Here is a 5,845-nt window from a genome sequence, read left to right on the forward strand (position 1 = left end):
AGCCTTGACGGCAGCACACCGGATCAAGCCTACTTCACCCCGCTGCCGCTCCGCACGGCAGCCTAACCCCGGCAGAGGCTCCACTTATCGACGCGGATATTCTGTTCAGACAACCGGGGCCAGCTCAGTTCACACGCCCCCTGTCCTATCGTTTCAGGTTGCTGAGCGGCGTGTAGTATAGCATCGGCGCTCAATGTCGCCGCTTGGAGCGCACCATGGACTCGATCCATTTCGTAACCCCGTTTGATGCTGTTCGCGGATCTGCCTCCAGTTATTTCTCAGCCCGACCTATTTCTAGCTCTCAAAACTAGCAGGTTGCTCTCTGGAAGCTGACCAGTCGCCCAGCCTAGTAGCAGCATCGCCGCTCGCATCCAGGACTGCGGCGCGTTGGTGACGGATGGGGCGCCTGCACGTCGGATTGAGAGGAAGACTACTTCGGACTTAATCGCGTTGGTGAGCGCACATAGGCCGTTGCCCTCACAAGCGGTCTCGGCGAAGATATGATGGGGCAACCTTCCACCTGCTCCGCATCGTTGACGCGCGGCGCTCCCCTAAGGCGAAAGATAGAGAAGTTTAGCGGTGCTCCTCTGAGCCTCAAGAGAAGAAGCAGCGCGGGCGCGCTGAAATGGACCCCGATTTTGGGACCAGAGGCTTAGTTAGGCTCAGGACTCATTGATTGAGATAGAAGGCGACTGAGGCTGCGATGCAGATCGCCGAGAAGAAGGTGTGAGCGCATCGGTCGTAGCGGGTGGCGATGCGTCGCCAATCCTTGAGTTTGGCGAATAGATTTTCGATCTTGTGCCGGGAGCGATAGAGGCCTTTGTCGTAGGCGAGCGGCTGCTTGCGGCTTCTGGTCGGCGGGATGCAGGCTTCCATGCCTTTGGCCTTCAGGGCCGCACGGAACCAGTTGGAGTCGTAGCCGCGGTCTGCGTGCGTGTTCCAGCCGATCGTGATCACGGATTCCAGGCCATCGTGATCACCCATTCCAGAGCATCGTGATCACCGTTTCCAGCTGATCGTGATCGCTATTTCCAGCGATCATGATCGGGGGACAACCAGGAGGCGCGCACCGCTGACAGTCTGCAACCGGGGTAGCTCGGTCTTTTGCTCAACAGCAGAGGATCGAGATGCCGACAGAGAGACTGTCCATGCGCCACATTCGCGAAGTTCTACGCCTGCACTACAGCGTCGGCATGTCGCAACGCGCCGTTGCCCGCAGCCTGGGCCTGGCCCAGGGTACGGTAGCAAGTACGTCAACCGAGCCCGCCGCGCCGGTCTGACCTGGCCGTTGCCAAAAGGAGCTGGATGACGACGTCCAGCTCAAGTGCCGCTTGTATCCGCCGCCCTCCGATCGCCCCAGCGAGGAGCGTCCGCAGCCGGATTGGACGCTCGTGCATCGCGAGCTGCGGCGCCGGAACGTCACGCTGATGCTGTTGTGGGAGGAGTATTGCGACGCAAACTCCGACAGCTTCGGCTATGCGTGGTTCTGCGAGCGCTACAGGGAATGGGCCGGTCGCCTCAAGCCGACCCTGCGTCAAGTTCATATCGCCGGCGAGAAGCTGTTCGTCGACTATTCCGGCCACACCATGGAGGTGGTTGACGGGCTCTCCGGTGAGGTGCGCAGCACGCAGATCTTTCGTCGCCGTGCTCGGCGCCTCGAACTACACCTACGCCGAAGCCAGCCTCAGCCAGAGCCTGCCGGACTGGATCGCCTCGCACGTTCGGGCATTTGCCTATTTCGGCGGCGTGGCCCGGCAGACGGTGAGCGACAATTTGAAGGCCGGCATCACCCGGGCCTGCTTTCACGAGCCGATGGTCAACCGGACCTATGCCGATCTCGCCCGCCATTACCGCACCGCCATCGTTCCGGCGCGGCCGTATCATCCGCGCGACAAAGCCAAGGTCGAAGTCGGAGTCCAAATCGTCGGGCGATGGATTCTGGCGCGCCTGCGCAACCGCCACTTCTTCTCGCTCATCGCCCTCAACGAGGCCATCCACGCGCTCCTTGGCGAGCTGAACGATCGACCTCTCCGGAGCTGGGGGCGAAGTCGGCGCGAACTGTTCGAGGAGCTCGATCGTCCGGCACTCACCCCCTTGCCGGATGAGCCCTACGAGTACGCCGAATGGAAGCGCTGCCGGGTCAACTTCGATTATCACATCGAGATCGCCAAGCATTACTACAGCGTTCCCTATAGCCTCGTACATCAGGAGGTCGAGGCGCGCATCACCCAAAAGACCCTCGAGATCTTCCTCCGTGGCAAGCGCGTAACCGGATAGAAAGGCGGCTGATCGCCTCCTCCCATAAGTGCTGCGGCGGGAAGCCACCGTTGTGCCAGTAGATTGCAACGATGGCGGCCGGGTCCGGATCAAGCCAAAGTCCAAACCGTATCCCATAAGCCGCGCCTCATACGGCACTTCGTCAACGACCTTCCAACCTGAATAGATACCTCCCATGAGGACTTCAGGGCACAGTCCCTCAATCATCTGCCAGCAATAGGCAAGATTGGTCTCTCGGTATTTCTCGTAGCGCTTCGCTGTTGCGGGATCGATATTCGGCAAGTTGTTGCGGTACGTGCCAGGGATGTAGATGGCGTTGCTGCCCTTCTTCAGTTTCGGAATGAAAAAGCCCGGGCAAGTGGTGTGGGGTCCAGGTCGAAGAAACGACGAATGATCCAGTGGTTCTTGGGCGGCGTGTTGAGCGCGAAGATGATGCGGATGGGTGCGCGATACGCTCAAGATCACGGGCGTGCAGCCCAATCACGGCTGGCGCCACCTCTGGCGCGAGATCGTGCGCGGCACGAAGATGAAGCCGGAGTTGTGCGACTACATGTGCGGCCACGAAAGCAAGAGCGGGACCGGTGCGCGGTACGGCAAACGAAAGGTGCCTGTACTCGCGAAGGAATTGGCCCTGTTCCCGAGGTTCAAGGTCCCGGCCTTGAATCGGCCGCCGGCGCCTCTCAAGCGGACGCGGCGCTCGCCGCAGCAGATCGCCGCGGACAAGGCCGAAAGGGCGGCCCGGCGCACGGCCGCCTGACGGCCCAGGGACGAAGCATGCTTGGCGAGACCCGAGACGCAGCCGCTCTACCTCCGCCTTCGCGGCGCGAGACGGTTCGTGCTAGTCATCAGGGGACGCAGACAGCGACGGCCCGCCTTGACAGCCACGACCATTGCCGACCCGCGATCCTTCATCCGAGCCAACACCCGGCTGCGGCCTGTGCCGCTGGTGCCGGAAATTGCGGTCTTCCTCGCCGATGAATCGTTGCCGCTCTGGCAGCAGACGGAGAACGAGCTTAACGAGGCCGGCCTTCCCCCGCCCTTCTGGGCCTTCGCCTGGGCGGGCGGCCAAGCGCTGGCGCGCTACGTGCTCGATCATCCCGATACCGTGCGAGACCGGCGCGTGCTCGACATCGCTTCCGGCTCTGGACTCGTCGGCATCGCGGCGATGAAGGCCGGCGCGGTCGGGGTGACCGTGTCCGACATCGACGCCTTCGCGATCGCGGCGGCCGAACTCAATGCGGAGGTCAACCAAGTCCACCTCACGTCGTGCGGCAAGGACATGCTGGATACTCAACCAAATGACCGATGGCAGACCATCCTCGCGGGCGACATTTTCTATGAGCGCAACACCGCGGCGCGTACCTTCGCATTTCTGGCCAACCATGCGCGGGCCGGCGCGACCATCTTGATCGGCGACCCCGGGCGCTCTTTCCTTCCGAAGGCAAAACTTGTCCGACTCACCGACTATCGCGTACCGGTGACCCGCGACCTAGAGGATGCCGAGATCAAGCATACGGCGGTTTGGACCATATCGCCGGATTCTCTGTAAGTTGCGTTGCGCGGCGTCAGTCGTGGTCTCGAGGAACTCAGGCGCGCAACAGCGCAAGCACCACCAGATCGAAGGCGGCATCGAGTTCGCCGCGTTCGAGCGCGGCTTCACGAAGTTGCCACGCGCTGATCGGGTCGTCCAGATCCCACAGCAGGAAGCGCGGACGGCGTACAGGGCAATGGCATCCAGCTGACTGGCAACCTGATGACGCTGTCGTCTAGTGGGGCGAGCCGGGGGCTCCGATACCAGACGGTGGTTGAGATAGTGGGAACCTCCACCAAAAGCACCTGAAGACCAATAATCCCTTGTTTATCAGGCTTTAGCTGGATAGCAAGGTGTGGTTTTCGGGTATGGTTTGATGGCAGACACCAAATATCTTCAGAAGAAGGGCAACACGTGGCGGGTGGTCGTAGAGATACCCAAGCCCCTTCGGCAAGCCGCCAACGGCAAGCCTCGCTTTGTGAAGTCGCTGGGCACCGAAAGCCTCACGGAGGCGAACCGGCTTAAGCACAGCCACGTTGCTGAGTTTAAGCGCCGCATCAAGATGTATGAGAAGGGGCAAGCTGACCCGCTCGCCGCCGCGATTGGCGCAGCCATCGCTTTCCGTGAAGCGTTTGCGACCTCCGATAACGAGTATTTGGAACACGGGGATCAGGAGAGCCGTGCAGCCAGCGAACTGCTCGACGTGGTGAACCAAGAGGCTGAAGCGCTCTTGGAGGCTCAAGGCCCCGAAGCGGAGCGGCTGTTCCGCAGTCTCGCGACCGGCAAAGCGACGCTCATCCGCGACCACTACCCGACGTGGCTGACCATCTGCGAGGGCACAGAGCAAACGAAGGCGCAACACGAGGCCGCCATCAAGCGCTATCTCGCTTGGGCTGGTGAATAGGCACGCGGACGTTACCGCTGCCGTCTCCGAACTTGTCAGCGAAGGTCTTGGCAGGCGATGCAAGACCAAGCCCCTTGTCGAGCGCCTTAAGGCCCTTGTAGGCCGCTACAGCACCGGCAAGCCCTTCGAGCGCAGCAGGGACATGAGAGGCTACGGTATCGAAGCCAACACCGCCGCTGCCGATTGCCCCCGCACCGGCGAAAGCACCGAGTTCGCCCACGCGCTTGGCGAAGGGGCTGATGAGCTTCTTTGCCGTCTGGTGCGTACCACCAACGAATGTCCCAGCGCTCTCGTCATAATTCCCCATGTCTGTGAGCTTGCTCAGAGCCGTGGCTTGGCGGACCAAGGATGACAGCGGGCCGTTGCCTTCGGCGTCGATGGCCGCAAGGTCCCTGTCGCTGAGCACGTCACCGCGCTTGACGGCTTCAATGGCGTTAGCGGCCTCCATGGAGGGGCTGTTTACGCGTTTCGCAGCGTCACCAAGCTCCCGCTGGACGTCGGCAACGGCACGGCTCGTGGCATCATAGGCGGTCTTGGCGTTGCCGAGCTTGTCAACTCCACCAGCGTTCTCCGCCACGCGGTTAGCCGGCCTTCGTCATCTTCGCTGCTGGATTCGACACGTCGAACACGATCACATCGGTGCGGTCGACCAAATCGGCATCCAGATCTTCGATCAACATCGCCTCCATTTCTTCTGCCGAATTCGGCCTGCCTCGCCCATCCGGACGGACTGCGGTCGATTTGACGCTATTCCCGAACCAGAACACGAGGTAGATTCCCATTCCGTCGGCCCCCGGATCGGAAGCGTAGTGCTGCAACTGCGTCGCGGCGGCAGTCCATACGTCCGGGTGAAAATGACGTTTCATCTCGATCGGAAGATTGCGGCCGGCTCCCGATAGGACGAGCACGTCAGTCGGCGTCGCGTCGCCTCGCGGTCGCCTTTTCTTTCGGACAGCGCCCACCCATCCGAAATGCTATCAAGGGCAGCCGGAACGTCTGGCCATGGTGGTCTGAGCCCCGCAAACTCCTCCAAGAATGGGTAGAGTCCGTCACCTCTGAGGAGATGGACCATGAAGCCAAGTCGGTTCACGGAAGAACAGATCATCGGGATTTTGCGGGAGCAGGAGGCGGGT

6 protein-coding genes and 1 pseudogene are annotated in these 5,845 nt (G+C 61.5%); 4 read left to right on the top strand and 3 right to left on the bottom strand.

Annotation, left to right across the window (positions count from 1 at the left end; translation table 11 throughout):
• Window positions 1-669 precede the first annotated feature (669 nt).
• Window positions 670-930, bottom strand: a pseudogene (locus AC066S_RS38320) (transposase); the annotation flags it as partial.
• A gap of 714 nt (window positions 931-1,644) precedes the next feature.
• On the opposite strand from AC066S_RS38320, the gene istA reads away from it, so the two are divergent.
• The 4 genes from istA (at window position 1,645) to AC066S_RS38340 (ending at window position 4,712) form a co-directional block, all read left to right on the top strand.
• Window positions 1,645-2,277, top strand: a complete 633-nt coding sequence (gene istA, locus AC066S_RS38325; protein WP_205680573.1) for an IS21 family transposase — start codon at window positions 1,645-1,647, stop codon at window positions 2,275-2,277.
• 442 nt (window positions 2,278-2,719) lie between these two features.
• Window positions 2,720-3,034, top strand: coding sequence for a hypothetical protein (locus AC066S_RS38330; RefSeq protein WP_126262074.1), 315 nt, complete (start codon window positions 2,720-2,722; stop codon window positions 3,032-3,034).
• A 117-nt stretch (window positions 3,035-3,151) separates the two neighbouring features.
• Entirely contained in the window at window positions 3,152-3,826 is a 675-nt protein-coding gene (locus AC066S_RS38335) for a class I SAM-dependent methyltransferase (protein WP_126262073.1), read from the top strand.
• Between the two features lie 358 nt (window positions 3,827-4,184).
• The gene (locus AC066S_RS38340; RefSeq protein ID WP_205680572.1) at window positions 4,185-4,712 is read left to right on the top strand and encodes a DUF6538 domain-containing protein; all 528 of its coding nucleotides are present in this window, start codon (window positions 4,185-4,187) and stop codon (window positions 4,710-4,712) included.
• On the opposite strand, the gene AC066S_RS38345 is transcribed toward AC066S_RS38340, so the two are convergent.
• Window positions 4,681-5,289 carry a hypothetical protein gene (locus AC066S_RS38345; protein ID WP_126262072.1) on the bottom strand — a complete coding sequence of 203 codons (609 nt, stop codon included), beginning with the start codon at window positions 5,287-5,289 and terminating at the stop codon, window positions 4,681-4,683. The genes AC066S_RS38340 and AC066S_RS38345 overlap by 32 nt on opposite strands.
• Window positions 5,290-5,293: 4 nt before the next feature.
• The gene (locus AC066S_RS38350; protein WP_126262071.1) at window positions 5,294-5,578 is read right to left on the bottom strand and encodes a hypothetical protein; all 285 of its coding nucleotides are present in this window, start codon (window positions 5,576-5,578) and stop codon (window positions 5,294-5,296) included.
• Between the last annotated feature and the right edge of the window lie 267 nt (window positions 5,579-5,845).

The sequence above is a fragment of the Bradyrhizobium sp. CFUWI genome, assembly GCF_056429085.1.